At 46.6% G+C, this 26,363-nt stretch carries 26 protein-coding genes and 2 pseudogenes; 10 read left to right on the top strand and 18 right to left on the bottom strand.

Annotated elements, in window-relative coordinates; translation table 11 throughout:
* The first annotated feature begins 27 nt into the window (after positions 1 to 27).
* A complete protein-coding gene (locus ACOGW3_RS06715) occupies positions 28 to 765 on the top strand; it encodes a FadR/GntR family transcriptional regulator (protein ID WP_419902263.1) in 738 nt (245 codons plus the stop codon).
* A 7-nt stretch (positions 766 to 772) separates the two neighbouring features.
* Here the strand turns inward: ACOGW3_RS06715 and ACOGW3_RS06720 are convergent, their stop codons facing one another.
* From ACOGW3_RS06720 to ACOGW3_RS06740, 5 genes are all read right to left on the bottom strand, one after another.
* Positions 773 to 2,281 carry an FMN-binding glutamate synthase family protein gene (locus ACOGW3_RS06720; protein WP_419902264.1) on the bottom strand — a complete coding sequence of 503 codons (1,509 nt, stop codon included), beginning with the start codon at positions 2,279 to 2,281 and terminating at the stop codon, positions 773 to 775.
* Positions 2,282 to 2,462: 181 nt separating this feature from the next.
* Positions 2,463 to 3,857, bottom strand: coding sequence for a dihydrolipoyl dehydrogenase (lpdA, locus tag ACOGW3_RS06725; protein ID WP_419902265.1), 1,395 nt, complete (start codon positions 3,855 to 3,857; stop codon positions 2,463 to 2,465).
* 3 nt (positions 3,858 to 3,860) lie between these two features.
* Positions 3,861 to 5,147, bottom strand: a complete 1,287-nt coding sequence (locus ACOGW3_RS06730; protein ID WP_419902266.1) for a dihydrolipoamide acetyltransferase family protein — start codon at positions 5,145 to 5,147, stop codon at positions 3,861 to 3,863.
* Between the two features lie 3 nt (positions 5,148 to 5,150).
* Positions 5,151 to 6,164 (bottom strand): alpha-ketoacid dehydrogenase subunit beta, encoded by a 1,014-nt coding sequence (locus ACOGW3_RS06735; RefSeq protein WP_419902267.1) that lies wholly within the window; start codon positions 6,162 to 6,164, stop codon positions 5,151 to 5,153.
* Positions 6,165 to 6,166: 2 nt separating this feature from the next.
* Positions 6,167 to 7,399: a 3-methyl-2-oxobutanoate dehydrogenase (2-methylpropanoyl-transferring) subunit alpha gene (locus ACOGW3_RS06740; protein WP_419902268.1), complete on the bottom strand. Its 1,233-nt coding sequence runs from the start codon at positions 7,397 to 7,399 to the stop codon at positions 6,167 to 6,169.
* 150 nt (positions 7,400 to 7,549) lie between these two features.
* Between ACOGW3_RS06740 and ACOGW3_RS06745 the strand changes: the two genes are divergently transcribed.
* The gene (locus ACOGW3_RS06745; RefSeq protein ID WP_419902269.1) at positions 7,550 to 8,020 is read left to right on the top strand and encodes an Lrp/AsnC family transcriptional regulator; all 471 of its coding nucleotides are present in this window, start codon (positions 7,550 to 7,552) and stop codon (positions 8,018 to 8,020) included.
* A 149-nt stretch (positions 8,021 to 8,169) separates the two neighbouring features.
* Here ACOGW3_RS06745 and ACOGW3_RS06750 read toward each other — a convergent pair.
* Positions 8,170 to 8,736, bottom strand: a pseudogene (locus tag ACOGW3_RS06750) (substrate-binding periplasmic protein); the annotation flags it as partial.
* Between the two features lie 291 nt (positions 8,737 to 9,027).
* Positions 9,028 to 10,638 carry a hypothetical protein gene (locus tag ACOGW3_RS06755; protein WP_419902270.1) on the bottom strand — a complete coding sequence of 537 codons (1,611 nt, stop codon included), beginning with the start codon at positions 10,636 to 10,638 and terminating at the stop codon, positions 9,028 to 9,030.
* Between the two features lie 284 nt (positions 10,639 to 10,922).
* On the opposite strand from ACOGW3_RS06755, the gene bmt reads away from it, so the two are divergent.
* Positions 10,923 to 12,011, top strand: coding sequence for a betaine--homocysteine S-methyltransferase (gene bmt, locus ACOGW3_RS06760; protein WP_419902271.1), 1,089 nt, complete (start codon positions 10,923 to 10,925; stop codon positions 12,009 to 12,011).
* A gap of 88 nt (positions 12,012 to 12,099) precedes the next feature.
* Here the strand turns inward: bmt and ACOGW3_RS06765 are convergent, their stop codons facing one another.
* The 3 genes and pseudogenes from ACOGW3_RS06765 to ACOGW3_RS06775 form a co-directional block, all read right to left on the bottom strand.
* Positions 12,100 to 12,537: an HAD family hydrolase gene (locus tag ACOGW3_RS06765; protein ID WP_419902478.1), complete on the bottom strand. Its 438-nt coding sequence runs from the start codon at positions 12,535 to 12,537 to the stop codon at positions 12,100 to 12,102.
* Positions 12,489 to 12,710 (bottom strand): annotated as a pseudogene (locus ACOGW3_RS06770) (transposase domain-containing protein); the annotation flags it as partial. The gene ACOGW3_RS06765 and the pseudogene ACOGW3_RS06770, both read right to left, overlap by 49 nt.
* A complete protein-coding gene (locus tag ACOGW3_RS06775; protein ID WP_419902272.1) occupies positions 12,625 to 12,813 on the bottom strand; it encodes a hypothetical protein in 189 nt (62 codons plus the stop codon). The pseudogene ACOGW3_RS06770 and the gene ACOGW3_RS06775, both read right to left, overlap by 86 nt.
* Here ACOGW3_RS06775 and ACOGW3_RS06780 point away from each other — a divergent pair.
* The gene (locus ACOGW3_RS06780) at positions 12,800 to 14,032 is read left to right on the top strand and encodes an ISL3 family transposase (RefSeq protein ID WP_419901077.1); all 1,233 of its coding nucleotides are present in this window, start codon (positions 12,800 to 12,802) and stop codon (positions 14,030 to 14,032) included. The genes ACOGW3_RS06775 and ACOGW3_RS06780 overlap by 14 nt on opposite strands.
* Before the next feature lie 2 nt (positions 14,033 to 14,034).
* Here the strand turns inward: ACOGW3_RS06780 and tnpC are convergent, their stop codons facing one another.
* From tnpC to ACOGW3_RS06815, 7 genes are all read right to left on the bottom strand, one after another.
* Positions 14,035 to 15,399, bottom strand: a complete 1,365-nt coding sequence (gene tnpC, locus ACOGW3_RS06785) for an IS66 family transposase (protein WP_419902273.1) — start codon at positions 15,397 to 15,399, stop codon at positions 14,035 to 14,037.
* 55 nt (positions 15,400 to 15,454) lie between these two features.
* Entirely contained in the window at positions 15,455 to 15,817 is a 363-nt protein-coding gene (gene tnpB, locus ACOGW3_RS06790) for an IS66 family insertion sequence element accessory protein TnpB (protein WP_419901111.1), read from the bottom strand.
* Positions 15,817 to 16,155 carry a hypothetical protein gene (locus tag ACOGW3_RS06795; RefSeq protein ID WP_419901112.1) on the bottom strand — a complete coding sequence of 113 codons (339 nt, stop codon included), beginning with the start codon at positions 16,153 to 16,155 and terminating at the stop codon, positions 15,817 to 15,819. Before ACOGW3_RS06795 ends, tnpB begins: the two co-directional genes overlap by 1 nt.
* Before the next feature lie 44 nt (positions 16,156 to 16,199).
* The gene (locus ACOGW3_RS06800) at positions 16,200 to 16,574 is read right to left on the bottom strand and encodes a hypothetical protein (RefSeq protein ID WP_419902274.1); all 375 of its coding nucleotides are present in this window, start codon (positions 16,572 to 16,574) and stop codon (positions 16,200 to 16,202) included.
* A gap of 18 nt (positions 16,575 to 16,592) precedes the next feature.
* Complete coding sequence (choV, locus tag ACOGW3_RS06805) at positions 16,593 to 17,792, bottom strand: choline ABC transporter ATP-binding protein (protein WP_419902275.1); 1,200 nt, start codon at positions 17,790 to 17,792, stop codon at positions 16,593 to 16,595.
* A 20-nt stretch (positions 17,793 to 17,812) separates the two neighbouring features.
* Positions 17,813 to 18,673 (bottom strand): choline ABC transporter permease subunit, encoded by an 861-nt coding sequence (gene choW, locus ACOGW3_RS06810; protein WP_419902276.1) that lies wholly within the window; start codon positions 18,671 to 18,673, stop codon positions 17,813 to 17,815.
* Positions 18,674 to 18,875: 202 nt separating this feature from the next.
* Entirely contained in the window at positions 18,876 to 19,826 is a 951-nt protein-coding gene (locus ACOGW3_RS06815) for a choline ABC transporter substrate-binding protein (protein WP_419902277.1), read from the bottom strand.
* Between the two features lie 351 nt (positions 19,827 to 20,177).
* Here ACOGW3_RS06815 and betI point away from each other — a divergent pair, with 351 nt between their 5' ends.
* From betI to ACOGW3_RS06830, 3 genes are read left to right on the top strand one after another with little or no spacing between them, the layout of a single operon-like run.
* The gene (betI, locus tag ACOGW3_RS06820) at positions 20,178 to 20,765 is read left to right on the top strand and encodes a choline-responsive transcriptional repressor BetI (RefSeq protein ID WP_419902278.1); all 588 of its coding nucleotides are present in this window, start codon (positions 20,178 to 20,180) and stop codon (positions 20,763 to 20,765) included.
* A gap of 55 nt (positions 20,766 to 20,820) precedes the next feature.
* On the top strand, positions 20,821 to 22,287 hold the full coding sequence (gene betB, locus ACOGW3_RS06825; protein WP_419902279.1) for a betaine-aldehyde dehydrogenase: 1,467 nt from the start codon (positions 20,821 to 20,823) through the stop codon (positions 22,285 to 22,287).
* A 34-nt stretch (positions 22,288 to 22,321) separates the two neighbouring features.
* Positions 22,322 to 22,738 carry an HIT domain-containing protein gene (locus ACOGW3_RS06830; protein WP_419902280.1) on the top strand — a complete coding sequence of 139 codons (417 nt, stop codon included), beginning with the start codon at positions 22,322 to 22,324 and terminating at the stop codon, positions 22,736 to 22,738.
* Between the two features lie 251 nt (positions 22,739 to 22,989).
* Here the strand turns inward: ACOGW3_RS06830 and znuA are convergent, their stop codons facing one another.
* Positions 22,990 to 23,934 (bottom strand): zinc ABC transporter substrate-binding protein ZnuA, encoded by a 945-nt coding sequence (gene znuA, locus ACOGW3_RS06835; protein WP_419902281.1) that lies wholly within the window; start codon positions 23,932 to 23,934, stop codon positions 22,990 to 22,992.
* Positions 23,935 to 24,093: 159 nt separating this feature from the next.
* Between znuA and ACOGW3_RS06840 the strand changes: the two genes are divergently transcribed.
* From ACOGW3_RS06840 to ACOGW3_RS06850, 3 genes are all read left to right on the top strand, one after another.
* Positions 24,094 to 24,591 (top strand): Fur family transcriptional regulator, encoded by a 498-nt coding sequence (locus ACOGW3_RS06840; protein WP_419902282.1) that lies wholly within the window; start codon positions 24,094 to 24,096, stop codon positions 24,589 to 24,591.
* Between the two features lie 71 nt (positions 24,592 to 24,662).
* Positions 24,663 to 25,541, top strand: a complete 879-nt coding sequence (locus ACOGW3_RS06845; protein ID WP_419902283.1) for an ATP-binding cassette domain-containing protein — start codon at positions 24,663 to 24,665, stop codon at positions 25,539 to 25,541.
* 5 nt (positions 25,542 to 25,546) lie between these two features.
* Positions 25,547 to 26,362, top strand: coding sequence for an iron chelate uptake ABC transporter family permease subunit (locus ACOGW3_RS06850; protein WP_419902284.1), 816 nt, complete (start codon positions 25,547 to 25,549; stop codon positions 26,360 to 26,362).
* Position 26,363: the final 1 nt, after the last annotated feature.

The raw sequence follows: 26,363 nt of genomic DNA on the forward strand, positions 1-26,363 counted from the left end.
TCGGGCAGATGTAGCGGAGAAGCAAATATGGCAGAGCAGACTCAGGCAGTTACACTTGAGGAAGAGAATACTAATCCACAGGGCTCCACTACTCCAGTCAGGGCCTACGAAGATGTTATTGCCAAGATCAGAAAGCTGATCAACGATGAAGAAATGGGTCCGGGCGATGCTCTCCCTTCTGAACGTCGTCTGTCTGAACTCTTTACCGTCTCTCGTCATTCTGTCCGTGAAGCTATACGCGTTTTACAAGAACAAGGGGTTCTCGCCCCTCGACGTGGCAGTGGTAACTATATCCGTTCGTCATCACGCGAAGAGTTAACCCGCGCCTTATCTTCGCTTGTATCCGGGGACTCCCGCAGATTGTTCGAGGTCTTTCAACTTCGTCAATTGATGGAACCTCAGATAGCAGCTCTCGCTGCAGAGATGATTCTTCCTGAGCAACTTACTGAAATGGATCAGCTGGTCCGCCGACAAATGGCGACTGAAGATCTTAATGAACTCAGGCAGATTGATCGAAACTTCCACGCGCTTATAGCCAAGGCTACAGGTAATTCCCTGCTCGCCGATCTGATGGATAAAATCAGCGAGTCCATAGATCCTTCGCGGACCGAAGGCCATCAAAGCGACGAACGACGCGTTGCCTCAATCTCGGGTCATTGTCGTATTTTATCAGCGCTTCAGGCCCATGACCCTACAGCAGCAGCCGACGCAATGCGGGATCATATCAACGATATAAAACACGCCGTCGCGCCGGATGTTGCTTAAAACAAACCTACTCAGCAGCTTTATTGATAACGGGGTCTGGATACAGCTCATCCATAGAAACACTGCGGCCTGTATCCAGAACGATCCTCGCATGAAAACGCTTCAGGGCACGAGCTTCGGGTACTCCGCAACTGTGGGCAAGGATTCCAACTTCTTTGCGCATATTTTTGGCATAACTGGCAACCCGCTCAGACTTGGTATGCGGGTCCAGACCAAATTGTAACTTTTTATTGTGGGTCGTTACTCCTGTCGGGCAGGTGTTTTTATTACATTGAAGTGCCTGAATGCATCCAAGAGCGAACATAAATCCCCGCGCAGAATTAACAAAATCGGCACCCGCACAATAAGCCCACGCGACATCTGATGGGTTAATCATCTTTCCGCTGGCACATACTTTTATTCGCTCTCGAAGGCCATGTTTTTTCAAGGTATCGACCACATGCGGAAGACTTTCCCGAAGAGGGACGCCCATATTATCAATCAAACTCATTGGCGCTGCACCCGTTCCCCCATCAGCGCTATCAATGGTGATGAAATCTGGCGCCGTTTCAATGCCGCGTTTGTTGATCTCTTCGCACATATCAACAAAGAAACCATAGGCCCCAACGACCATCTTGAAACCAACAGGTTTACCCGTCGTTTCACGAATGAAAGCCAACATATCAAGAAGATCGCACACACTGGTCACTTCCGGATGACGGTTGGGGCTAATCGCATCCTCACCCACTGGAATGCCTCGAATTGTGGAGATCTCTTCTGTTACCTTTGCTCCCGGCAGTATCCCGCCTTTGCCAGGTTTAGCCCCCTTACTTAGTTTGAGTTCAAACATTTTGACTTGGTCGTGTGCGGCAACCTCCCTCAATTTCTCTTCGTCAAATCCACCTTCAGGCTTACGAACCCCAAATTTAGCCGTCCCAATTTGAAAGACGATATCCGCACCACCTTCCAGGTGATAAGGCGATAAGCCCCCCTCACCCGTGTTCAACCAAACACCAGCTTTTTTCGCGCCCTTTGACAAAGCCCGAACCGCCGGTATGGAAATCGCCCCGTAACTCATGCCTGAAATGTTAAAGATACTATCGGTTTCATATGGATGCTTGCAGTAGGGGCCAATCTGAACATAACCAGGCTCCACTGTATCTTCCGTGAGTGTTGGAAAGGGACAATTGACAAAAAATACCGTGCCCGCAGGTCGGAGATCGCGCGATGATCCGAAGGCAACTGTGGAATCTACATTCTTCGCTGCCCGATAAACCCATGAGCGTTCAGCCCGGTTAAAAGGCATCTCTTCACGGTCCAGTGCAAAGAAATACTGGCGAAAAAACTCGCCTAAATGCTCAAACAGATAACGAAAACGTGCAATAACCGGGTAGTTTCGTCTTAAGGTACTTTCTGTCTGAGTGACATCTCTGACATAAGCAACGATGAACCAAAGAATGGCTATTCCGATGGCCGTAATAAATAGAAAAGACAACAGTTCTAAAATCGTAACGACAAACTCTGATATCTGGCCCATTGCTATCCTATCCCCATCCGAACGTTATTTTTTGCTTATTGATTTTATTATTCAGCAATAGAGTACACGGATAAGTGCGACAAAACACTATTAGGTTATTGCGCGATGATTTAAGCAGAACCAAAACAAAAAGCGCCGGAAAAATCCGACGCTCATGTGCTTAGCTCTTTTTAATCTTCGGTTAGATATGTAACGCATGTCCCAGCGTTTTAAGAGCGGCCTCTTGTAAAGCTTCACTTTGGGTTGGATGAGCGTGGATCGTCGCCGCGATATCTTCGAGCCTGGCGCCCATTTCAAGAGCGAGCGCAAATCCCGCTGAAAGTTCGGAAACGCCGACACCTACGGCTTGAATACCCAAAACCAGATGATTATCGGCACGGGCAACAATACGCACAAATCCCTCTTCGCGTTCTGCCGACATTGCACGACCATTGGCCTGGAAGGGGAAACTATCGGTCTTGATAGCGTAGCCCATATCTTTTGCTTCTTTCGGAGACAGTCCGGCGGTCACGATTTCAGGGTCTGTAAAGCAAACCGCAGGAATGCAAACTTTATCCCAAGTGCGTTTTTCACCTGCAATGATCTCTGCAACCATTTCCCCCTGGGCCATGGCCCGGTGCGCAAGCATTGGTTCTCCCGTTACATCCCCAATGGCGTAAGTCCCTCGCATTGAGGTCTGGCACTTATCATTGATATGGATAAACGGGCCATCCATACGAAGATCAATTTCTTCTAGCCCCCAGCCATGAGTAACTGGTTTTCGACCAACCGTCACCAGTATTTTATCAGCAGGGATCTTGTGATCCACTCCACCACCATTCTCGACAAGTAGGGAGTTTCCTTTGGTCGATAATCCTTTGGCTTTTGCCTTTGTCATCACTTTAATACCAAGTGCATCAAGGCGCTTTAGGACTGGACGAATAAGATCTTTGTCGTATTGGGGGAGGATAGAACTCTCTGCCTCGACCACGGTCACTTCGGACCCCAGCTTTGCATAGGCGATCCCGAGTTCAAGACCGATGTATCCACCACCGACAACAGCTAATTTACCTGGAATTTCAGTTAAAGACAGAGCATCCGTAGAAGAAATCACCTTGTCGCCAAAGGGAAGAAATGGAAGTTCTACGGGAGCGGAGCCGGTCCCGATAACCACATATTCCGCTCGTATGATTTGTGGCCCAGTCGGGGTATCAACCTCAACCGTTTTCCCATCCCGGAATTTTGCCCACCCTTCAACAGTCTTCACCCCGTGTTTTTTCAATAGCCCTGCAACACCAGAATTGAGACGACTGACAATACCGTCCTTCCATTCCATTGTTTGGGACAAATCAATTTTCGGCTTCGAAGTTGATATACCAAGGGCATTTTTTCCAGAAAGTCGGGATACTTTTTCGTATTCATCTGCGGCATGGATGAGTGCTTTTGACGGAATACAGCCGACATTTAAGCACGTTCCACCTGGCTTTCCAGCTTCAATGACAACAGTATCAATACCCAGTTGGCCGGCACGAATAGCGCATACATATCCACCTGGACCTGCACCGATAATAAGTAGTTTGGTTTTGATCTCTTTCATGGTTTAGCCCTCCATAAAGATCATTGCAGGTGTTTCCAACAGGGACTTGATACGCTGCACAAATACAGCAGCATCCCAACCGTCGATAACCCTATGATCAAAACTCGAAGAAATATTCATCATCTTTCTTGGCACAAAATCAGTGCCATCCCACATTGGTCGAATAGCCATTTTGTTGACGCCCAAAATAGCGACCTCTGGATGGTTTATAACAGGCGTTGTCGCGATAGCACCTAAAGGACCGAGAGACGTAATGGTTATGGTCGAACCACTGAGTTCTTCCCGGGTTGCCGTTCCCGCTTTAGAGGCAGCAGCAAGACGATTAACTTCTGCAGCACACCCCCAGACATCACGGGCTTCAGCATGTTTGATTACGGGCACAACAAGGCCGTTTGGCGTTTGTGCTGCCATTCCGATGTGAACACCGCCGTATTGATGTACCACCCCGGCTTCGTCATCAAAAATTGCGTTCAGGTTTGGCTGCTCATCAACCGCCTTAACCAAGGCGCGCATCAAAAATGGCAATAGGGTTAACTTGGGTTGATCCTCTGATTTTCCTTTATTCAGAGTTCCGCGCAATTCTTCAAGGGCGGTCATATCAACTTCTTCAACGATGGTAATGTGCGGAATGCGCGATTTTGAGATCGACATCTTTTCCGCAATTTTACGGCGCAGTCCAACGATCTTCACATCTGAAACAGAGGTATTCGCGACAAGACCTCCTCCGGGGCGGGCTTTTACAGTACTACCATCAAAATAAGCATCGAGATCTTCATGAGAAATTCGACCCGCGGGCCCCGTTCCAGATACCTGGCGAAGATCAGCTCCTGCATCAAGTGCACGCTTTCGTACTGCGGGTGATGCTATTGGCTTTTCCCCTTCCGCGCGGGCAGGGCCAACTGTTGCTTGACGCGCAGGAGATGCAACAGGCTTTTCAATCGTCACTTTCGCCTTTGGCGGTTCGACCACAAACACTGAAGGTTCTGAGGTTTTTACAGGAGCAGGCTCTTCAGGTTTCACCTCCGTGCCAGCTGCAACATTGCCTTCACCATCGACCTCCAACTTGATAATCGGAGAGCCTACAGACATAACGTCACCCGGTTCAGCACCGAGCCAGATGATACGGCCATCCACAGGCGAAGGGATTTCAACTGTTGCTTTATCGGTCATAACAGCGGCAAGAACAGAATCTTCCTGCACGACATCACCAATTGCAACTTCCCATTCCACAATCTCGGCTTCTGCAACACCTTCGCCAACATCTGGAAGCTTGATTATATATTCACCCATTGATCAGGCCTCCATTACTTGTTCAAGTGCGCGGCTTACCCGCGCAGGTCCAGGGAAGTAATCCCACTCTTGGGCATGAGGATAAGGCGTATCCCATCCTGTGACGCGCTGAATTGGGGCCTCGAGATGATAGAAGCAGGTTTCTTGTACTCTGGAGAGTAACTCACCACCAAAGCCGGATGTCAGGGTTGCTTCATGGACCACAACACAACGACCGGTTTTCTTAACTGAAGCAATGATTGTTTCTTCATCCAATGGCAGAAGTGTACGCAGATCAATAATTTCTGCGTCAATTCCAGTTTCCTTAACAGCCGCTTCGGCAACATAAACCATTGTTCCATATGCTATGATCGTAACCTCAGCACCTTCACGGGCAATCTTTGCCTTACCAAGAGGGATATTATAATGCCCCTCGGGAACTTCGCCTAATTCGTGTTTTGACCACGGTGTTACGGGTTGGTCATGATGACCATTGAAAGGGCCATTATAGAGGCGTTTAGGTTCCAAAAAGATCACGGGATCATCATCTTCAATCGCAGAGATAAGCAATCCTTTAGCATCTACGGGGTTCGAAGGTACAACCACCTTTAGTCCAGAGACTTGCGTGAAGATGGCTTCTGGACTTTGACTATGGGTTTGTCCGCCAAAAATTCCCCCACCCGTTGGCATCCGAATTGTGAGCGGAGCAGTAAAATCGCCAGCTGATCTGTACCGAAGACGTGCAGCCTCTGATACAATTTGATCATAAGCAGGATATACATAATCAGCGAACTGCATTTCAACACAAGGGCGTAAGCCATACGCCGCCATTCCAATAGCTGATCCGACGATACCGGACTCATTAATCGGAGCGTCGAAACAACGGTTCTTTCCGTATTTTTCCTGAAGGCCATGCGTACAACGGAAAACACCGCCAAAATACCCCACGTCTTCCCCAAAGACGACGACGTCATCATCTTTATCCATCATCACATCCATCGCATCCCGGATGGCTTCAATCATCGTCATTCTGCTCATGTTTATATTCCTGCTTCCTGACGTTGCCGCCTTAAATGTGGAGGCATTTCTTTATAGACATCTTCGAACATATCCCGGGTAGAGGGAGACCCTCCAGCGTGCAGAGTGCCGTGACTTTCTGCTTCTTTTTGTGCCGCGAGCACTGTGTCTTTGATTTCAGCATCAACCTGTTTGTGGCGTTCTTCCGACCAGGCTCCTATGGAAATTAAATGTAGCTTTAATCGTTCAATAGGATCGCCAAGTGGCCAGGCGTCAGACTCTTCTTTCGGGCGATAGGCTGCGGGATCATCAGATGTCGAATGTCCCCCGGCACGATAAGTCACATACTCGATCATCGTAGGTCCGAGATCGCGACGTGCCCGCTCCGTAGCCCATTTGGCCGCGGCGTAAACCGCGAGGTAATCATTGCCATCAACACGTAAGGCCGGAATACCAAAGCCGTGCCCGCGTGCTGCAAAGGTACCTGAGCCCCCTTTTGCAATCCCTTGGAATGTAGAGATTGCCCATTGGTTATTCACCACATTAAGGACGACAGGCGCTTTATAGGTCGAGGCAAAGACAAGAGCCGAATGGAAATCTGATTCAGCGGTAGATCCATCCCCAATCCAACCCGCAGCTATTTTAGTATCGTGTTTAATGGCAGAGGCCATAGCCCAACCAACAGCTTGGATATACTGAGTCCCAAGATTTCCCGAGATGGAGAAAAATCCGTACTCTTTTTCTGAATACATAATGGGGAGTTGACGGCCCTTCAAAGGATCTTCTTCATTGGAGTAGATCTGGTTCATCATCTTAACCATTGGATAATCTTGCGCCATCAACAAACCAGCCTGACGATAAGTCGGAAAGTTCATATCCCCTTTTACAAGCGCACATTGGAAAGCTGTCGAAACAGCTTCTTCACCCAAGTGCTGCATATAAAAAGAGGTTTTTCCCTGGCGTTGGGCCATCATCATTCTGTAATCGAAAGCGCGCAACGTCATCATATGACGCAGCCCCTTGATCAACTCATCTTCACCGAGAAGTCCAGCCCACGGTCCCACGGCCTCACCATCACGGTTTAAAACTCGAATAATCGAATAGGCCAGGTCCCTGATTTCTTCAGGTGCAACATCCACGTCAGGTCGCCGAACAGATCCAGCTTTGGGGATATCAACATTAGAGAAATCAGGCGTATCTCCCGGACGGAATTCTGGCTCAGGTACATGTAGATGTAGCTGCTTTTTTTCCGACATATATCACTCCCTAGGTTCATTGCCTTTTGAAGGCTTATTCATCTGTCAGTAACTATGACATATAAATCCTGGTGATTATTACTAAAGTTGGTAGTATACCTCACAAAATGAGCTACTTTTCACTAATAACTGACACACTGGTAGAGATTTATGGAACTTGATACCATTGATATAAAGATATTGCGAATCCTCCAAACAGAAGGACGCATCCGATCTATTGAGTTGGCGGAACGTGTTGGATTGTCGCCAACCCCCTGTGCACGCAGAGTAAAAATGCTGGAAGATGAAGGCGTTATCACTGGGTACGCTGCGAGGGTGGATCAAACCAAACTTGGTTACATGATTAACATCTTTGTTTCTGTAGAGCTTGAAAAACAAGCATCTGAAAACCTTAAGCAATTCGAAGAGGAAATTGATAAATTTGAAGAAGTTGTCGAATGTTACCTTATGACTGGAAGCCAGGACTTCCTGCTTAAAGTTGTCGCGACAGACCTCATGGCCTTTGAGAAATTCTTGCAGGAAAAATTGACTCGCATCCCCACAATCCGGGCCGTCAGATCGCGGTTCGCCCTTCGCAGCATCGTCGAGAGGAACGCGCTGCCCAGTCCTCAACGCCCCTAAAATCGACAACCTATTATACAAATCTTGAATATGTTTTTTCACGATCGCTTCTGTTGGCACTCCTTTTTCGTAGCAGCACTCCCAGTGATCAACAATCGCACAAGTTGATTTATAAAATCATAATACCAGTAAAATCATGAGATCGAAACCTACTGGGAGAATTCAGACAAAGCCTTCGGGATCTCTCCCCGTTGACCATGATTTTGAAACAAGGCCAGATAGCTACCATCCTTAACCATACCAACCAGACCACGGTTAAAGGCTTCAACATAATTCCCTGTCAGTGATACTTTTCTCGAGAAGGCAATATGCGCCAACTGACTTGCCAAATAAGGTTTTAAAATAACAAACTGATCAGCATCAAGCTTATCCTGCTGAATCAAGTACGACATCATTGGTATTGTTATTGCGAGAATATCAACACGGCCTTGCTGTAAGCGAAGGAGGTCAAACTTGGTAGATTTGTCTTTTGACAGGAAATCAGCATTATCAAATTCTGGGCTATAAGCCCAATCAGAAAATACACCAATACGGTATCCCTCTAGATCACGTAGAGTGGAATAACTAATTAATCCAGATTTTTTCAAAGCTATTAGGGCTGTAACTTCTTCATAGATAGGAAGAGTATATCGAAAATCTTTGCTCCTTTCTTGAGTATAAAATGCCCCAAGAATTCCGTCGTACTTACCGTTGCGAACTTCGTGTAGCACGCGGCTCCAGGGCTTAAAGGTAACGCTTAAGCTATGCCCCTATCGCCGAAAGACCTCTTTAGCCAATGCGACATATACTCCTTGTTCAGGAAGTGATGCTGATGCCATTGGAGCAAAATCGCCCGTAATCAATCTGATTTCGTCAGCATTACCATGAACGGCTACAGAGGTCTGTAGCAGGGCTAGAAAGAATATCGATTTGATTAATATCGATTTACGCATGATTAAACTTGCTCAGAAATATCAAAATTTCTAACCGAGTATACCCATGACTAACTTAATAAAATCGAAAAGGAGTTATTCTGCGGCTTCCGGTAAGGCTGAACGATGGCGAACCAGTAGGTCACCAATGCTGTTGGCCTTGTGCTCAATCAAGGTATCCGGACCGCCCCAGATAGGAACCGCACGACCAAGGCGAGCCATTAGATCGTAAATGATAAATTTAGCGACCGCATTTCCACCGCGTGTTCCCTCATAAAGCAGCTGTAATGGATAAGCTGCATTACCAATAACGGGAACAAAACCGACAAACAACGCCAACCAAGGTCTTTTCGCTCCACGGGCAGTTGAGGCAATAATCCGACAACTGGTATAGATCGTACGAACAATCACTCCTGCACTGAGATACCCGATCACACCACCAGCTAACCCGATAACACCCAGAGCCCCTAAGATGAAAATTGTCGCAAGTGTAATTACTTTTATAAACGGTTTAAGCGCCATCAACACCCCAAAATCGGTGATATAAAGGCTGCTCTCACTGTTTTCCATTTCGTGTTTAAGCGTTTCGGCTTCGTGATCGGAGAGCTGACGGCGTTTGCGCCAATTTTCAATCCCTCTAGCGACCACCAACCGGCTCAATTGTGCACGATATGAAGGCATAAGCATAAAGGCTTTTACCATCGGTAACAGATGACTTAATTGCTTTAGTAATTTACTTTCTTTGATCACTCGACCAAGTTTCGCATATCCACGCGAAATACCCGTTTTAAACAGGCGACTATACCAACGGAGAGGACGTGATTTATAATGCTCAGCTTCTTCTTCTGTAATTTTACCGCGCGCAAGTCTTGACTGAATACTGCGCTGCAGGCGCGACATAAATCGCCAGTCATCTTCCTTGTGAACGAGCCCCTCGGCATCATTGCAAAGATCTTCATATTCTTTTTCGCTCAAGACGCCATTTAAAGCATCCCGGTTCTCTTCAATATAACGACGTAACTTTGGTACATCGACATCATCGTAAAGGGGGCGTCCATTTGCGAAAGTTCGCTGAAGATAGAAGCTAAAAAGAAGAATGGGGTTAGCTGGGAAAAGTGCGGGTACGCCAGATTCCAAATCAACCCAGACCCAGCGTTTTTCACCTGTTTCCGTAGACTCCAGTAAGAAATTACTGGTCGCCACGGGGTTACCATACCCTGCCTGCCACGCCAGTCCATCAAAACCAGAATCAAGAAGCAATGTTTGAAGAGGTTTCATGACATTATCGACGAGGTCTTTGATTTCAGCTTCTTTCATCGAAGAATAAGGGTGATGAAGCGAAGGCGCCCGTCCGTCGATGAACTCCATAGTGATTTCGTTAGCAGAAAATTCTTCGTTCCAGGAAACCGATATAATTTCAGCAATTCGAAGCTTTTCAGGGAGCCATAATTTCATGAGGGCAGCAAGCACTCGGCGACGGCAAGCGGCTTCAACAATAGAGCCCTGATGCCATATATAAGGATTATTGGCACCAAATATTACATTGTGAACCAGGCCAGCCAAACTCGAGCCAACAAAAATTTTACGTGCTGTCGCACGGCCATCTGGTAGATGATCCAGATATACCGTAGCCGAACGGCCCGCGCCGATCTTTCTGTCTTTTAAACTCGACATGTAGTTTTTATCCAACCTTTGTATGATGCTCATTATCCCCATCTGGTCTTCAAACCGGGTGTTTAATTAACGGCGCTGCGGGGAGAAATATCGCGAGCAGGATATATCTATACTTTTTTTGCCGAAAAGAACACCCACCAGAAATAGAAATGTCACTTTTATGACCCAATTAGTTCACTTCACTGTAATTACAAGTGACATTAACCATACTTCCTCAAAAATCTATATAAAGAATTCCTGATATAGCTTGCGTATCTTAAAAAAAAAGCCTAATTTCTGACAACGGATTAATTTCAATATTATGTGGTATATGAACCATGGCGAATAAATTTCTTGAACTCCTTAAAACCCGTGAATGGCTCCTCGCTGATGGCGCGACCGGAACAAACCTATTTGAAGTAGGCCTCCAAACGGGTGACGCTCCTGAGCTCTGGAATATTGAGCAGCCAGAGAAAATTTACGACTTGCAAAAGTCCTTTGTTGATGCCGGTTCAGATATTATTCTAACCAATACCTTTGGCGGTACACGCAATCGAATGAAGCTTCACAAAGCTCAGGACCGTGTTGTCGAAATCAATGCCGCCGCCGTAAAAATCACAAAAAAAGTTGCGGACAATGCTGGACGCCCTGTAGTTGTCGCCGGCTCAATGGGACCAACAGGGGATATATTTGAACCGGTTGGAAGCCTAACCCGCGAAGAAGGAATTGCAGCCTTCCGCGAACAAGCCTTTGCACTAGCCGAAGCTGGTGCCGATGTTCTTTGGCTAGAAACAATTTCTGCACCTGAAGAACTTGAGGCCGCGGTTACAGCCTGTAGCGAAACCGGATTACCAATCGTAACGACCCTGAGCTTTGATACCAACGGCCGCACAATGATGGGGCTCACCCCTGCTGACTTTGCAAGGCGCGTAAAAGATCTCAGCCCGATTCCAGTTGCTTATGGTGCCAACTGTGGCGTTGGCGCATCTGAAATGGTAACCGCGTTACAAAATATGGCTATGTGCGCTGAAGACGGTGATGTTCTCGTTTCAAAAAGCAACTGTGGTATTCCTGAATATGTAGATGGCGCCATTCGCTATACTGGCACACCTGAGCTTATGGCTGAATACGCAAGAATTGCAGTTGATTCAGGCATCAAAATCGTAGGTGGCTGCTGCGGTACAACAGCAAATCATGTCAAACATATGCGTGAAGCCTTGGACAACCACACACGTGGCCCTAAACCAAGCCTAGATGAAATCGTTTCTCGCTTAGGTGAAATTTCCAATGGTGCACGCGCAATGAATGAAGCCGGTCCTCTTGGTGCAAAACCGGCTGAGCCTGTGACTGGTGGCGGACGCAAACGCAGAGGTCGCGATCCAAAACGCAAGGCTGCTGATGACGGTAAATTTCCTGGTGAAGTTTAACTGAACCAATATACAAGAAAAAGGACTGCATTTTTTTGCAGTCCTTTTTTTATGTTCATATCTACGCTTTACGCCAAATACACGACTTCTAGTCCAGAATACTTTCAAGTTCTTCGATTGAGGTTAGGACGTGATCTGCCAGAGTAGCGAGGAGTTCTCGCTCGGATGTTCCCGTAAGAACCCCGACTTTCATTCCAGCACCAGCATTCACACCCATTTCCATATCGTGAAGGTTATCCCCGACAACCATAATGTTTTCAGGGGCAAGCTCCATCGCGGCACAAAATCCATTGACCATACCAGCTGTAGGCTTAAGCCCATGGCCAGAATTATAGCCCGCAACAAAATCCAGCTTGTCCAGGGCATTAAAGCGACTGAGTGATCGGCGAGCCCCCTGTTCACTATCACTCGTGGCCACACCCAACTTAAGGCCGCGAGCTTTTAAGCGATCAAACGTGAGCGTGACGTTAACCGCACCTATTTTTGCATGATGTAAGGTGTTACGTTGTTTCTGTTGACGTTCCAGGGCAGCAGAGCTTCAAAGTCTTCGACGGTTTTTGCTTTAGGTAATTGGGTAAAAATGTGTCGAAGATATGAATATGGCTCGATCCCGTTAGCCTTGGCGGTCTCGACGATAGAGTAAAGATTTGCACTGGCCTTGGCACCATTTTGGGATTTTGAGAACAGCCAATTGGCTCTTCTCCGCTTTGTTGAGTAGAAAAAGATGCCGACCGCCAAGTAACCTGTTGATATGTATGGTTTCTGATAACTTTACATAGAGCAGGTATATGACAATCAACATCTCGCAGCATATTTTAGGCCTCAAAGGGCAACGTGTAAATGAAATTAAACTGGATGACGGCGGTGTTAAGATTGTCATTCACTGCAGCCGAGACGCGCGTAGGAGGGCTATAGACCCTGCTACAGGCCAGAAGGGAAGCATCAACCAGCATGTCCGCCGACAAGTAAACGACATCCCCCTTTTTGGGTATCCTTGTGTGGTCGAGATTGAGCTGGCGCAGGTTTATATTAACAAGGGCGAACGCCGCATTGAGGGGTGTGATTTTGTTGATAAAGGGTGCCGTTTCACTCACCGATTTTGCCGACTGATCAGTGGATTATGTCGGCATATGTCTATTCAAGCGGTTTCCAGACATTTGGATATACGATGGGAAACGGTCAAGAATATCGACAGGGCATACCTTATTGAAACTCTCCCTACGCTTGATCCTGCAGAGCTAACTGGCTTGGAATATATTGGTGTAGATGAAGTTGCCCGGGCGAAAGGTCATGACTACATGACGGTGGTCTACGATATGGTTGGCGGTCATCTGATCTGGGTTGAAGCAGGCCGAACTGCCGAGGTTTTTTCAAGGTTTTTGAAACAACTGCAACCAGATACAGCCTGCAAAATAAAGGCCGTAGCGATGGATATGGGGCCTGCCTACCAAAAGGCTGTCAGAGAGTCCTTGCCGTTGGCCGACATAGTATTTGACCGTTTCCACGTCATGAAAAACTACAGCAAAGCTATCCATAATCAGCGTCGACTTGAGTTCAGAAAGGCCGATCCAAGTGGTAAAGAGTTGATGAAAGGGACACATTATCTGTTGCTCAAAAATGCGGATAAGTTGAGTGAAAAACAAAGTGACAAGCTGCAAAGGTTGCTGGAGAGCAATAGCAACCTGAATGCACTTTACGTCTTGAAAGAACAGCTTCAGCTGCTGTGGAGTGCCGCTTCATTTGAGGCGATGGCGGAGCAACTGGAACGTTGGTGCCTGATAGCAGATCAGTCACAGATGCTCTATCTAAAAAAGTTCGCGAAATCCCTACGGAAACATTGTGTGGGCATCTGCAACTACGCCAAACACAAGCTCACAAGCGCCAGGATAGAGGCTGGTAATGTCAGTATAGGAATGATCCGTAAGCGAGCCAGAGGCATCAAGGATACCGAATACTTCAAACTCAAAATTAGACAATCATCCATTCCAGATAATCAATCTATGCTCTATTTGAAATCCTAAATCTACTCAACAAAGCGGAGAAGTGCCAGCCAATTTTTCCTTCCTATTACAAACGGCTTAATTACGCGCTCCATTTCATTGTTATCAATTGGCAAGCGGCCATCATCAAGGTAGCGAATGAGCCGAGGCCACTGCTTATCAATGTAGTGCAAAGCCTTGCCAAGTAACGATGTCGGCGGCACCGACGATTTGACCTTGGTAATCCACTCTCTCAAGTCTTTAAGGATTGGTTTGGCCTTTTCCTTGCGTAATAGCCGACGTTCGTTATCGCTCATGTTTTTTGCGAGCTTTTCAATGCGGTACAAAGCTCTGATGGCCTCCATGGCATGATCGGCAAGGCCGGGTTTTCGCCTTTTGGACTTCTTCCGTGCCTTGATGACATCATTGAACTTACGCCGGGCGTGAGCCATGCATCCGACGCCGATGATTGTGCTGTCGGATGTCACATTCAGATAGACCTGATATCCATCACTAACAAGATACCCAGTGTAACCTTCCAACAATCGCCTTGCCACATCCTCCGCCCTGGAGGGATCGTAGTGGAACAGGATCACTGGCTGGTCCGGAGGGCCTCCTTTTTGCCCCCACATGTAGGATTTGCTTTGAGGTTTTTTCCCAGGTTCTTTCAAGACCTGAACGCCAGTCTCATCCATGGCAATGATATCGTAGTTTAGGAGATGGTCGGTAAACAGATTAATCAGGGGCTGAACAAGATCACCACATTTGATCACCCACCGCGAGAGTAATGTACGGTTAAACTCCACACCGGAGCGGTTCAGAACAGGTACCATACGATAGAGAGGCAGGCCATCCACATACTTTCCCGTTACCACATAAGCAAGAAGTCCAGCAGAAGCGATGCTTTTGGGGATGGGCTGTGGTGGCAAGGGCGCGATTGTTACGCCTTCTTCGCATGATTTACAGGCGTATTTGAAACGCACATGCTGAAGAACCTGCATTTTAGCCGGAATTATATCCAATTGTTCGGTGACTTCTTCCCCAATTCTGGCCATAAGACCACATCCGCAAGCGCAAATCTTTTCTTCTTCGGGGATATCGTGTTCAATCCGCACACGGGGCAAGTCTTTTGACAAAGAGCGGCGTCCACCCCTTTTACGGGTATGAGCTGGAACTTTGATCTCTTTATCATCGTCTTCTGCCCCTGTGTCGTCCTCAGCCGCTTCCTCTGCTTCATCAAACAAGAGACCTTGCTCTTGCGGGGATGTCTTCTCACTGGAAGCGGCAAACTGCTGATGACGCAATAATCTGTTTTGCTCTTCAAGAATATCAATACGCGCATGAAGACCACCTATTAAAATACGTGATTCTTCAAGGCTTTCAGGGAAAGAAATGGGCGCTTTTGACATAGCCGAAGTATACCAAATTTATACTCTTCAAAACAGTATAAAGTGCTGTAAATATTTAATATATCTCCGAATAATTTACAGGCTTATGCTCTTTCACATGACGGAGGTCAACACCATCCAGCAACCAGTTCAATTGGCGACCACTGAGCTCTATACGGGCTCCTTTGCTCAAGTGTCGTGGCCAATGAAACCGATCTTTTTCAAGGCTCTTTTGCCACAAACAAAATCCGTTTTTCTCCCAGTAAAGTAACTTGACCTTGTTGCTTAGACGATTAGAAAAAACAAAGAGGTAGCCAGAGAATGGATCAAGGCTGAGGATGTCGTCAACAAGCATCGACAAACCATTTATGCCGCGACGAAAATCAACGGGATTTGCGCAAAGATAAATGACGGGCAAAGCATCTGAAGGCCGCCGCATCACAGACCTTCAAGTGCATCTACAATAGATGTTAAATCCGATGTTCTCCCCGAAACAGGCCATTTGACTTCTAGCCCGTTACGAAGGCAAACCTGACAATACAATAAGCCTGGGCCATCAGCTGAACCATTTACAATCTTGTGTAAATTTTCATCTCGACTAGAAACAACAAAAAGACCCCGCTTAACAAGCTCCCCCTTTTGATGATAAAAATCCTTCAGGTCAAGATCGTGTGCCTCGGCATAAGCTTTCATGCCCACCCCGTTTAACTCACACGAACGCGCATGCTCAAGCCAATGGAATTCTGTTCGCGATAAATCGTTCTCAATTGCTGACATTAAACGCTCCATTCAAAAGAAAAATGAAGCATAACCATTATTCATTAGCTCAAACAGATGCGGTTAACGTCACGCTCACGATCAAACAACACACCCAAATCCGTAACCGCAACTGCCGCAGCCTCACCATCTTCTTGAAAGATCGTTTCAACCTTGACAATGAGCGCGTCATAATCAGCATCGGGTAGATGCTCACACCATTTTGCAACGATCTCACCATTACTACTGGCAGCCAGCATAGAACCCGGAAGCACCCGCCCTAAGTGATGATCATAACCTGTTTCGGCGAGCAGTTTAGCCGCAAGACTTTCGTCGCCCTCCGCCGCCATCAAGGCGGCCTTACGGTTCAACGGCATCCAGCTCTGCTCGTAATCCAGCAAAGTACCATCCTTATCAAAAAGGATTGCTTTTATTGTCATCGTCTATAATTCCCAGGACTATTCGGCAGCGTCAGCAATGGAGCTCTGACGAAGAATACCTTTATAAATTTCCTCATCCCCAACGACACCAACCAAGCGGTTGTCTTCAGCAAGCAGAACAGGGTTTCCCGTGGCTTGACGAAGCTCAATTGCCCGCTTCATCGTAATGTTCGGAGAGGCAATAACAATACTATCTTCGCCGATATCAGAAAGGTGGTTTTCTTCTCCAAAACGGAAGAGCTTCAGATCAACTTTATCTTCGAACACCGCCTTGCTAATGGCTCCATCGTTACCAAGCGTAACTTTAAAAGCGCTGTATTTATCAAGAATGAGTTGGTCGTTATCTTTCTTCAACTCATCAGTAAGCGTCATAAGAGATGCACAGCGAAGTACGTTTAGCGGGTTCATATGTGCGACAAACTCTGCCACATATTCATTGGCTGGATTGAGAACGATCTCTTCCGGCTCACCATACTGCACGATACGGCCCCCTTCCATGATCGCAATATGTGTGCCGATTTTGAGGGCTTCATCCAAATCGTGACTAACAAAGATAATGGTCTTCTTGAGATTACGTTGAAGCTCGAGCAACTCGTCCTGAAGGTGATCACGGATCAAAGGATCTAGCGCTGAAAATGGCTCATCCATAAGCAGGATATCTGCATCTGTAGCGAAAGCACGCGCGAGACCGACACGCTGCTGCATTCCTCCAGATAACTCATGTGCGTACTTGTCTTTCCACTGATCCAAGCTCACCATCTTGAGCTTTTCTTCAACGATAGCTTCGCGCTCTGCTTTTGGCATCCCCTTAAGTTCAAGCCCGAGACCTACGTTCTCGGACACCGTGCGCCAAGGCAACAGAGCAAACTGCTGGAACACCATTGAAACACGTTCCATACGCATATGACGGAGAGTCTTTGCATCACAAGAAGCAACATCCACCATGGTATCACCATCTTGAACGAGAACCTCGCCACGCGTAACAGGGTTTAAGCCATTCACAGCACGTAACAATGTGGATTTTCCAGAACCCGAGAGGCCCATGAGAACACAAATCTCACCCTCTTCGATTTTGATAGATCCATCTGCAACACCAAGAACACATCCCGTGGCCTCTAGGATTTCGTCACGGGTTTTCCCGGCGTCGACCATCGGTATGGCTTCTTTTTGCTTATCACCAAAGACAATATCGACGTTTTTAAATTCTACAGCTGACATAATTATGCTCCATCCCTACCCTAAGCGCCATCAACAGGGGCATTGCGCTGTTTACAAAGTCGATCAAGTAAGATCGCCACAATAACAATAGCTAAACCAGCCTCGATACCCATATCGATCTGCCGTGAGTTCAAAGCACGAACAACTGGCTTACCTAGACCACTGGCACCAACCAGTGCCCCGATAACAACCATGGATAATGACAGCATAATACATTGGGTAACCCCAGCCATTATCGTCGGCAGCGCATAAGGAATTTCGACTTTCCAGAGCAGTTGCTTCTTGGTGGCGCCAAATGATTCTGCAGCTTCAACCAAAGGCTTGGGCACAGAAGAGACCCCTAGGTGTGTTAAGCGGACCGGAGCAGCAATTGCAAAGATAACAGTTGCAACAAGCGCAGGTACCATACCAAGACCAAACAGTGTCATCGCTGGTATGAGGTATACAAAGGTAGGAATTGTCTGCAACAAGTCCAAAATCGGCCGTAGAATGGAATAGAGCCAGGGCCGATGTGCGGCAGCGATACCAAGGGGAACACCCGCAAGCATACATACCAATGTCGCGTAAACAACCAAAACAAGGGATTCAATCGTTTCTTCCCAGTAGCCCTGATTAATAATGAACAATAGGGAAAGCACGACAAACAAGGAAAGTTTCCAAGATCGCTGCAAATACTGAGCAACTCCAGTTACCAACAAAATCAGAATAACGGATGGAACCAATAAAAGTAATTCGACCGATCCATCGATCAAAAAGCTACCACCATCTGTAATCGCGTCAAAAAAACCTGCAAAATTATCAATGAGAAAATCGAAGAAACTCTCTCCCCAACTTCCTACAGGAATTTTATGGTCAACCAACCATTGTTCGATGCCGGACATAGTGAATCCCTCTGTTACAAAAGCAATCTCGACGTTTTATCGAGCTCTCGCTCATTATTTTTTAGCCAGTTTTTATTCCAGCCCGCGCTCATTTAATTATCAATCAAACGAACACTTACTATCACTGGCTTTATTTTCTTTAAACATACAAGAGGGCCGACAAAATGCCAGCCCTCTGTAATTTATTTACTTGGTGACCAGTTTAGAGACCAAGGTGAGCTTTTACTGCAGCAATACCATCGCCACCGTCAAAGGTAGTAACACCGGCAAGCCAAGCATCGAGTGCACCTGGATTTGCTTTGAGCCATTCAGTCGCAGCAACAGGGCCGTCTTTACCATCATCAAGGATAGCGCCCATGACTTCGTTTTCCATTGCGAGGGAGAACTGAAGATTTCCAAGAAGCTTACCCATGTTAGGACAATCAGTGGCGTAGCCTTTACGCACGTTTGTGTAAACGTTGGCACCACCGAAGTTCTCACCAAAGATAGCATCGCCACCTGAGAGATAAGTAAGTTCGAAGTTAGAATTCATTGGGTGTGGCGCCCAGCCAAGGAAGACAACTCCCTTGTCGCGACGAGTTGAACGAGAAACCTGAGACAGCATGCCTGCTTCAGAGGACTCAACAACTTCAAAACCTTTGAGACCGAAAGTATCAGCATCGATCATGTCCTGGATCAGACGGTTACCGTCGTTACCTGGCTCAATACCATAAATTTTACCATCGAGCTCATCTTTGAACTTTGCGATATCAGCAAAATCCTTAAGGCCTTTGTCGGCAAGATATTTTGGAACTGCGAGGGTGTATTTCGCGCCTTCTAGATTTACACGAACAGTCTCAACTGAACCTTCTTCCCGGTAAGGAGCAATATCAGCTTCCATTGTTGGCATCCAGTTGCCGAGGAAGATATCGATATCGCCATTCTTGAGACCAGCATAAGTAACTGGTACGGAAAGAATTTGAGTTTCAGGCTTGTAACCAAGACCTTCAAGGACAACAGAAGTCGTCGCGGTTGTTGCTGTGATATCAGTCCAACCAACATCAGAGAAGGTTACAGATTGACAGCTTGCTGGGTCGGCGGCTTGCGCACCAGTTGAAAGTGCAGCGGCAGCAATAGCGAGTGTGCTAGCCGAAACCAAGTGTTTGAGTTTCATTCACTTGTCTCCATTTTATTTGCGCTCGGAATGAATCCTGAGGCTTAAATTATATTTATAGCAAAGTTTCTGCGGTTTTGTTCTTTTTTTGCAGAATTATTGCCTGATTAACTCCCTTGAACGACATCTAAAAACGTCGCCACACTTTTATCAATAATTTATTTTGATTGAACGTTCAATCAAAATAAATTATTGATATATTCAACAAACATAAATGATCTCATTACAAAAGATGCCTTTTCATAATGAAATCAAATAGTAACACCAACAATTGGTGATTTGAACAGGTGAAATATTTCTATCCAGATGACTCCGCGTAGATAGAAATGAAGCTTAAAGGATTATAGAGTCTTGCCAAAAGTCGGAATGGAAGAGATTAGGAAAGCCCAGTTGATCGATGCGACAATCGCCATGATCCACGAGGAAGGCTTTACCAATGCCAGCATTTCGAAAATAAGCAAGCGTGCGGGTTTGTCTTCGGGAATTGTTGCCCATTATTTCGCTGACAAATCTGGCCTTTTAACTGCCACACAACAACACCTTATGCGTATCTTGGGGGAAGAGACCAAAAGGCAATTAGCCTATGCAAAAACCCCTATGGATCGCCTCCTGGCAATCGTGAACTCAAATTTCTCCGCCGACCAGTTTAAACCTGGTGTGGTTGATGTTTGGCTCGCCTTCTGGGCACTAGTGCCAACTTCACCTGATTTGGCGCGGTTACACAGAATTAATGAGCGGCGCATGCAGAGTAATTTGCAGCATGCCCTAAAACCTCTTCTACCAGCAGAGAAAGTTGCCAGCACGGCAACTGGCCTCGCTGCTATGGTCGAAGGGCTTTGGATCCGGTGCGCTCTAACAAAAGGCGGCGTAACACCGAAACAAGCAATTTCCATTATGGAAAGCTACATCAACAGTCAAATTCTGGTGAACCAGGACTAACTGAGCACCTGTATTTTATTAAGAACAACAAGATCTAGACCAAGGACTAAAGACAATGGCCCAGCTTCCAACACAAAAGCTTTATATTAACGGTAGCTATGTAGATGCCACATCGGGACAGACTTTCGAGACAATCAACCCTGCAACGGGGGAAGTTATCTGTGACGTTCAGATCGCATCTTCCAACGACATTGATAAGGCAGTAGAAGCTGCAAATTCTGGCTTCAAGGTTTGGTCAAAGATGAGTGGGACTGAGCGCAGTCGCATCTTGTTAAAAGCTGTTGCTCTACTTCGGGAACGCAATGACGAACTCGCCGCCCTCGAAGTTACTGATACTGGTAAACCAATGCAGGAAGCCAACTGTGTTGACGTTGAATCCGGCGCAGAATGTATCGAATATTTTGCAGGCCTTGCAGCATCAATCAATGGCGAACACATCCAGTTGGCCAACGGAAACTTTGCCTATACCCGCAAAGAACCACTGGGTGTTTGCGCTGCTATTGGTGCTTGGAATTATCCAATTCAGATTGCCTGCTGGAAGTCTGCCCCCGCGCTCGCCTGTGGCAATTCAGTAATCTACAAAGCCTCGGAAGTAACTCCTCTTACAGCTCTAAAGCTTGCAGAAATTTATACTGAAGCCGGATTACCAGACGGTGTGTTCAACGTGGTTTCAGGCCTCGGCCCTGTTGGGCAGATGCTCGCAGAGCACGAAGGCATTGAAAAAATTTCCCTCACAGGCTCTGTCCCAACAGGCAAACGTGTGATGGAATCGGCCTCGAAAACATTAAAACACGTGACACTTGAGCTTGGCGGCAAGTCCCCTTTGATCGTGTTTGATGATGCCAATATCGACAACGCTGTATCAGCTGCGATGCTCGCGAACTTCTATACCCAGGGCGAGATTTGCTCTAACGGGACTCGCGTTTATGTTCACAAAGACATCAAAGAGGTTTTCCTTAAAAAACTAATTGATCGCACCTCCAAGATGACTATTGGAGATCCAATGGATCTCGATACTCAAGTTGGCTCACTGATCCATAAAGAACATATGGAGAAGGTATTAAACTACATCGAGATTGGTAAGAATGAAGGCGCAACTCTCTCTTATGGTGGAAACCAAGTTACGGTTGAAGGCTTTGAAAACGGATGTTTCATAGAACCTGCCATTTTTACTGATGTAAAAGCCGAAATGCGCATCGCCAATGAAGAAATTTTTGGCGCAGTGATGTCAGTTATTACCTTTGATGATGAAGATGAGGTTGTTGCAGCAGCTAATGACACAGTATTCGGCCTTGCAGCAGGCGTCTTCACGCAAGACATTAACCGTGCCCACCGTGTGATTGAAAACCTGGAAGCAGGAACCTGCTGGATCAATAACTACAACATCACCCCAATTGAAATGCCTTTTGGTGGATACAAACAATCGGGTATCGGACGTGAAAACGGTACGGTTGCCATAAATCACTTCACTCAGATTAAGTCCGTTTATGTGGAAATGGGCGACGTGGATTGCCCCTACTAATCAAAACATTATTGGAATTGAAAGTAATCTCAATATGACATTTGCTCTTCACGAACGCCTGGAAGCCGATACTATCTTCATCAAAGACTTGGCACACAGCCGAGTTCTTCTGATGAATGACAGCCAATACCCTTGGTTGATTTTGGTGCCGCGTTATGAAGACTTACGTGATTTGCATGATCTGCCATCAGAAAAATTGGCTGAAGTCATGGAAGAAATAAGGAACGTATCCGAAGTTCTTGTCAGAGATTTCAATGCATTCAAGATCAATGTTGGCGCTTTGGGGAATATGGTTCCCCAATTACACATACATGTTGTTGCACGCTTTGAAAATGATCCGGCCTGGCCTGGTCCTGTTTGGGGCGCGCACCCGGCAATTCCTTATAGCAAGGAAGAAATTTCGACCTTAAGAGTTTCACTTGAAGCCGCAATCAGGAGTGGGAACCATTAACCTGAGACAAATTGCCTCCCTGAGCTATGCTCAAGTATATTTATCTCAGGCTCCTGCCTAACCATATCCCACAATTCCGATTGCGGCTTCCTTTTTCGCCAAAGATGTTTTTTTAAAGAGCAGCTCCCATGCTCTTTAAAAATCCTTCTGAGCGAAGGCACATCTATAAACCTAGATTCGATTAAAGAAGATAACGCTTACACCAATATTGTGGCTACTTACGACAAATTTATCCGTCCTTTAGATAAATTCTAGTCAGATAAGCACTCTGTAATTGAGCCTGCCAAACCATTGAGCAACTGACCGTAAGCCATTTTACCGGCTTCAAATTCACTCCCCATGGGATCAAGTTCGCCCTTCTTTATCGCCAACCCTTCTGAGAGAACATTAACGACTGCCGGCTTGAACTGCGGCTCACTAAAAATGCAAACAGCTCCACTAAGCCTGATATGTTCACGTAGTTCCGTTAACCTCTTCGCCCCCGGCTTCCTTTCTGGATCAATTGTTACAGAACCGATGGAATTGAGAGAAAATTCTTGTTCAAAATACTGATAAGCATCATGAAAAACCAAATAGGGTTTGTTTTTCACATTACTCATTTGGGCCGAGATGTCTTGCTTCATAAGCCCAAGGGAAGCCAAAGTCACTTCTACATTTTTATGGTAAAGCTGAGCGTTATCAGGATCGATTTTTACGAGTTCACTCCCAACCCTTTTAACAATAGCGCGAGAGTTATCTAACGATAACCAGATATGAGGATCATATTTCCCATGGTTATGATTTTCATCGTGATCATGTCCACCCTCTTCCTCGTGGTCGCCATGGCCCTCTTCAGCGTGATGTTCATCCCAGGTTCCCGCAGTACGGTTTTCCAGCAAGTGAATTGTTTTTAAATCCATTAATTCGAGAACTGTCGTATTCGCTGGCTGCTGGCTTAGAGGTTTTTCCAAAAAGGTTTCCAACCCTTCTCCGACCCAGACGATGAGATCGGCTTTATTCAAAGCCCTGACCTGTGATGGCCGAAGACTATAACCATGAGGCGATGCTTTTTGGTCGACAAGAAGCTCGGCATCGCCAACGCCATCCATGACAGATTGAACAAGTGAATGTATCGGCAATATCGATACAACAACCTTTGGGCCTGTGTCTGCGACAGCCGCTGAACTATACGTGCTTAACCCAATTACACTGGCCAAAGAAGTCACTCTTACCATTGCAGTAAAACACTTGGACATACTATTCATCAGTACCTCTGAAATAACTTAAGCACATAGGCTCAAATAAATATTATAGAAAATTCATTTACGTTATGTTATAACATTTACATACTTGTCAAGACGAGATATCACAGTGCTATGAAAAACTTTGATACTGTTTCCCTTTCCTTTTGTAGCGGCTCCCATGACCATGGACGCTGTGTCAAAACCGCCCTCAATGCAGCTGAGGAACTTTGCGTTTCAAGAGGAGTACGCCTTACGGATGCCCGAAAGAGGATCTTAAAGTTAGTTTGGGACAGCCATCACCCTGTCGGGGCTTACGACGTGCTTTCTAAGCTTTCCCAAGAAAGTGGCAAAACCGCCCCTCCCACAGTCTATCGAGCTCTCGATTTTTTGCTTGAGCAAGGCCTGATACACCGCATTGAATCCCTCAATGCCTATGTAGGCTGCGCTCATCCAGCCGAAGAGCACGCTGGCCTGTTTCTGATTTGCAATGATTGTGGCTGTGCCGCTGAAGTCCATGACGAAACCATCGATCTTGCCATTCTAGGCAAAGCTTCTGATCTTGGATTTAAACCAGAACAGCGCACGCTAGAAGTCAGAGGCATCTGCCCCGATTGTCAAAGTCCTCAATAAATCGATTTCGACCTGATACCCAAAGTAGCTAACTAAGACTAAAACAAGAAATACCGAGCGCCAGAATGGTCATGGAAATAACAGACACACCTACGAAAAACTCAAATAAACCAGCCACATCCCAATCAATTGAATGCGGCTGCGGGCACGATCATTTAAACCCTCCATCCGCGGGTGGTGAGCCGTTAATTCAAGCATGTGATCTAACGATCAAATTTGGCGGACATACGGCCATTCAGGACGTTAATCTCACCGTTCATAAAAAAGAGATAGTTACCCTGATTGGCCCCAACGGTGCTGGCAAATCAACTCTTCTTCGCGCGCTCCTTCAGGCTATAAAACCAACTTCAGGAGAAGTTTGGAGGCGCCATGGTTTGGTTATTGGCTATGTCCCACAGAAGCTAAATATCGACCCGATTATGCCAATGACTGTAGAGCGCTTCCTTTCTATACCAGCGCTCCGGCCTCTGAATGAATGCAAAGAAGCACTTAGTAATGTTGGCGCATCGCATACTCTAAAGCAATCTGTACAGAGTCTTTCCGGTGGAGAGTTCCAACGTGTTTTACTCGCTCGGGCGATTTTGCGTAAACCCGATCTCCTCGTATTAGACGAACCCGTTCAAGGAGTTGACTTTCAAGGACAAACGGAACTTTACAAATTAATATCCAGACTTAAAGAACAAGCGGGATTTGGTATTTTAATGGTCTCTCACGATCTTCATATTGTCATGGCGGAAACGGATCGAGTTGTTTGCATTAACGGCCACGTATGCTGCTCCGGGGCGCCTACTCAAGTAAGTGACAGCCCAGAATATCTTGCCCTGTTTGGCGGCCAGACCAAACCTGGCCTTGCCGTATATCACCACCTACATGATCACAGCCACAATTCCGGGCATGAAAATGGTCACCAACACGGCCCTGACTGCGACCATCCTAGCGAAGGCGAGTAAAATCAATGCTATTTGAAGACTTTTTCCTGCGCGCGATTGCAGCGGGCGTCGGTGTCGCAGCCATAGCCGGACCATTGGGATGTTTTGTGGTTTGGCGTCGCATGGCTTACTTCGGTGACACCCTCGCGCATTCGGCCTTGCTCGGCGTAGCCCTTGGGTTACTACTTGGCTTCAATCTAACTGTCGGCATTATTGCAACCGCAATTATGATTGCCCTGCTTGTTACCCTATTCCAACATCAAAAACGCCTCGCCAGTGATACACTCCTCGGCATCATGGCCCATTCAAGCCTCGCTATCAGTCTCGTTGTCCTAGGGCTGTTACAGGGTTTCCGTGTCGATCTGCTTTCTTACCTCTTTGGTGACGTCCTCGCTGTGACACTTGAGGATATTTACTGGATTTATGGTGGTGGCATCGTCGCAATGATCCTGCTTTCGCGCATATGGAAAGACCTGCTTGCCTTAACCCTGCACGAAGAACTCGCCAGGGCTGAAGGCATTAACGTCACGCTTGTTCAGACCCTTTTTATGGTCACAGTCGCCATTGTTATTGCCATTGCCATGAAAGTAGTCGGCGTCCTACTCATTACCTCTTTGCTCATCATCCCAGCGGCCGCGGCTAGACGCTTTTCAAATACACCGGAACAGATGGCGGTGATTGCTTCTGGCATCGGAGCGCTTTCTGTAATCGGTGGATTGATGGGGAGCTTACAGTGGGATACCCCATCAGGTCCTTCGATCGTTGTCGCTCAAGTAAGTCTTTTTATCGGCGGCCTGTTGATCGGAAGCCTCCTGAACAAAATGGTAAAAAGATCAGTATAGC

Origin of the sequence: Kiloniella sp., assembly GCF_965205715.1 — a bacterium.
Classification (GTDB): domain Bacteria; phylum Pseudomonadota; class Alphaproteobacteria; order Kiloniellales; family Kiloniellaceae; genus Kiloniella.

What these genes read in the sequence shown, in the direction of transcription:
- ACOGW3_RS06715 (WP_419902263.1), top strand. Translation starts at nt 28, where the DNA reads ATGGCAGAGCAGACTCAGGCAGTTACACTTGAGGAAGAGAATACTAAT.
- ACOGW3_RS06720 (WP_419902264.1), bottom strand. Translation starts at nt 2,281, where the DNA reads ATGGGCCAGATATCAGAGTTTGTCGTTACGATTTTAGAACTGTTGTCT.
- lpdA (WP_419902265.1), bottom strand. Translation starts at nt 3,857, where the DNA reads ATGAAAGAGATCAAAACCAAACTACTTATTATCGGTGCAGGTCCAGGT.
- ACOGW3_RS06730 (WP_419902266.1), bottom strand. Translation starts at nt 5,147, where the DNA reads ATGGGTGAATATATAATCAAGCTTCCAGATGTTGGCGAAGGTGTTGCA.
- ACOGW3_RS06735 (WP_419902267.1), bottom strand. Translation starts at nt 6,164, where the DNA reads ATGAGCAGAATGACGATGATTGAAGCCATCCGGGATGCGATGGATGTG.
- ACOGW3_RS06740 (WP_419902268.1), bottom strand. Translation starts at nt 7,399, where the DNA reads ATGTCGGAAAAAAAGCAGCTACATCTACATGTACCTGAGCCAGAATTC.
- ACOGW3_RS06745 (WP_419902269.1), top strand. Translation starts at nt 7,550, where the DNA reads ATGGAACTTGATACCATTGATATAAAGATATTGCGAATCCTCCAAACA.
- ACOGW3_RS06755 (WP_419902270.1), bottom strand. Translation starts at nt 10,638, where the DNA reads ATGAGCATCATACAAAGGTTGGATAAAAACTACATGTCGAGTTTAAAA.
- bmt (WP_419902271.1), top strand. Translation starts at nt 10,923, where the DNA reads ATGGCGAATAAATTTCTTGAACTCCTTAAAACCCGTGAATGGCTCCTC.
- ACOGW3_RS06780 (WP_419901077.1), top strand. Translation starts at nt 12,800, where the DNA reads ATGACAATCAACATCTCGCAGCATATTTTAGGCCTCAAAGGGCAACGT.
- ACOGW3_RS06775 (WP_419902272.1), bottom strand. Translation starts at nt 12,813, where the DNA reads ATGTTGATTGTCATATACCTGCTCTATGTAAAGTTATCAGAAACCATA.
- tnpC (WP_419902273.1), bottom strand. Translation starts at nt 15,399, where the DNA reads ATGTCAAAAGCGCCCATTTCTTTCCCTGAAAGCCTTGAAGAATCACGT.
- tnpB (WP_419901111.1), bottom strand. Translation starts at nt 15,817, where the DNA reads ATGCGGCGGCCTTCAGATGCTTTGCCCGTCATTTATCTTTGCGCAAAT.
- ACOGW3_RS06795 (WP_419901112.1), bottom strand. Translation starts at nt 16,155, where the DNA reads ATGTCAGCAATTGAGAACGATTTATCGCGAACAGAATTCCATTGGCTT.
- ACOGW3_RS06800 (WP_419902274.1), bottom strand. Translation starts at nt 16,574, where the DNA reads ATGACAATAAAAGCAATCCTTTTTGATAAGGATGGTACTTTGCTGGAT.
- choV (WP_419902275.1), bottom strand. Translation starts at nt 17,792, where the DNA reads ATGTCAGCTGTAGAATTTAAAAACGTCGATATTGTCTTTGGTGATAAG.
- choW (WP_419902276.1), bottom strand. Translation starts at nt 18,673, where the DNA reads ATGTCCGGCATCGAACAATGGTTGGTTGACCATAAAATTCCTGTAGGA.
- ACOGW3_RS06815 (WP_419902277.1), bottom strand. Translation starts at nt 19,826, where the DNA reads ATGAAACTCAAACACTTGGTTTCGGCTAGCACACTCGCTATTGCTGCC.
- betB (WP_419902279.1), top strand. Translation starts at nt 20,821, where the DNA reads ATGGCCCAGCTTCCAACACAAAAGCTTTATATTAACGGTAGCTATGTA.
- ACOGW3_RS06830 (WP_419902280.1), top strand. Translation starts at nt 22,322, where the DNA reads ATGACATTTGCTCTTCACGAACGCCTGGAAGCCGATACTATCTTCATC.
- ACOGW3_RS06840 (WP_419902282.1), top strand. Translation starts at nt 24,094, where the DNA reads ATGAAAAACTTTGATACTGTTTCCCTTTCCTTTTGTAGCGGCTCCCAT.
- ACOGW3_RS06845 (WP_419902283.1), top strand. Translation starts at nt 24,663, where the DNA reads ATGGAAATAACAGACACACCTACGAAAAACTCAAATAAACCAGCCACA.
- ACOGW3_RS06850 (WP_419902284.1), top strand. Translation starts at nt 25,547, where the DNA reads ATGCTATTTGAAGACTTTTTCCTGCGCGCGATTGCAGCGGGCGTCGGT.